The 1921-nt window shown below is 73.7% G+C and carries 1 pseudogene; it reads right to left on the bottom strand.

Features of this window, described 5'->3' with window-relative positions:
* Positions 1-102: 102 nt before the first annotated feature.
* Positions 103-1731, bottom strand: a pseudogene (gene argS, locus D8M29_RS11690) (arginine--tRNA ligase); the annotation flags it as partial.
* Positions 1732-1921: the final 190 nt, after the last annotated feature.

Raw genomic sequence — 1921 nt, 5'->3', positions numbered from 1 at the left:
GCGCCGAAGCGCACCCGGGAGGAGTTCACCGGCCGGTGGGCCTTCATCCTGGCGGCCATCGGCTCCGCCGTGGGCCTCGGCAACATCTGGCGCTTCCCCTACGTCGCCTATGAGAACGGCGGTGGCGTCGTTGAGCCACAGGCGGGTGCGGTTGAGGGTCTCCACGGGACGCGGCGTCCCGTCGTCGGTGGGCATGGGCACGATGCGGCAGGCGGCGTACCACGAGTGGTAGGCCCCGGCGATCACCTCGAGGTGGCGGGCCACGCGGTGGGGCTCGCGCAGGCGCGCCGCCGCGCCGACGACGGCCGGGAACTCCGCCAGCTGGGCCAGCAGCTCCGACTCGGTGGCGTGGGTGAGCAGGGCGGCGTCGAACTCGGAGCGGTCCACGCCGTGGGCCTGCGCGGTGCGCGCCGCGCCCGAGGCGCGGGCGTGGGCGTACTGCACGTAGTAGACGGGGTTGTCGTTCGTGGCGGAGCGCAGCAGCTCGGGGTCGATCGTCAGGGGCGAGTCCGCGGGGTAGCGGGCCAGGTCGTAGCGCAGGGCGTCGCGGCCGAGCCACTCCACGAGGTCCTTGAGCTCGATGATGTTGCCGGCGCGCTTGGAGAGCTTCGCGCCGTTGACCGAGATGAGCTGGCCGATGAGGATCTCGATGTTCGTCGCCGGGTCGTCGCCGGCGGCGGCGGCGATCGCCTTGAGGCGGTTCACGTAGCCGTGGTGGTCGGCGCCGAGCAGGTACACCTTCTCCTCGAAGCCGCGGTCGCGCTTGTGGAGGTAGTAGGCGGCGTCGGCGGCGAAGTAGGTGGGCTCCCCGTTGGCGCGGATGAGCACGCGGTCCTTGTCGTCGCCGAAGTCGGTGGTCTTGAGCCACACGGCGCCCTCGCGGTCCTCGATGTGGCCCTGCTCGCGCAGCCGCTGCACGGCCTGGTCGATCGCGCCGGAGTCGTGGAGCGTCTGCTCCGAGGTGAACACGTCGAAGTGCACGTCGAAGGCGGCGAGCGTGTCCTTGATGTCCTGCATCTGGAGCCGGTACGCGGCCTCGCGGACCACCGGGCGGGCGGCCTCGTCCGTCAGCTCGCGCACGTCCGGGTGCTCGAGGGCGACGGCGTCGGCCAGCTCCTGCACGTACGCGCCCGGGTAGCCGCCCGCGGGGACGTCGCGGCCGTGCAGGCGGGCGAGGACCGAGTCGGCGAACACGTTCATCTGGTTGCCGGCGTCGTTGACGTAGTACTCGGCGGTGACGTCCGCGCCGGAGGCGCGCAGGAGGCGGGCGATCGCGTCGCCCAGCGCGGCCCAGCGGGTGTGTCCGATGTGCAGCGGGCCGGTGGGGTTGGCGGAGACGAACTCCATGTTCACGGTGTGCCCGGCCAGGGCGTCGTTGCGGCCGTACTCCGGGCCGGCCTCGACGATCTCGCGGGCCAGGGCGCCGGCCGAGGCCGCGTCCAGGGTGACGTTGAGAAAGCCGGGGCCGGCGACGTCGACGGCGGCGATGCCCGGCTTGTCGGTCAGGCGCTCGGCCACGAGCCCGGCGAGGTCGCGCGGGGCCATCCCGGCCTTCTTGCCCAGCTGGAGGGCGACGTTGGTGGCCCAGTCGCCGTGCTCGCGGCTGCGGGGTCGCTCCACCTTCACGCGCGCGGGGGTGATCTCCTCCCGCAGCGCGGCGGGGAGGTCACCGGCACCGACGGCGTCGGTGAGGACAGCGGACAGCAGGGCGGAGAGGTCTTCGGGCTTCACCCGCGCAAGTCTACGGAAGGGCCGCCGCGCCCGTGCGCGTGCGAACGAACCCTGCGAGATGGCCCCCTCCGGCCCGCGGTGGGGGCCATCTCGCAGGGTTCGTCGGGGTGGGGGTCAGGCGGGCCAGGCGGCGAGGCCGCCGGCGAGGGACAGGACGCGCCCGCCGGCGCCCGGGTCGGCCCCGACGACG

Source organism: Micrococcus sp. HSID17227 (assembly GCF_003989405.1).
Classification (GTDB): domain Bacteria; phylum Actinomycetota; class Actinomycetes; order Actinomycetales; family Micrococcaceae; genus Micrococcus; species Micrococcus luteus.
Note: the sequence above shows the minus strand (reverse complement) of the source record. Positions and strands in the feature narration are given on the sequence as shown.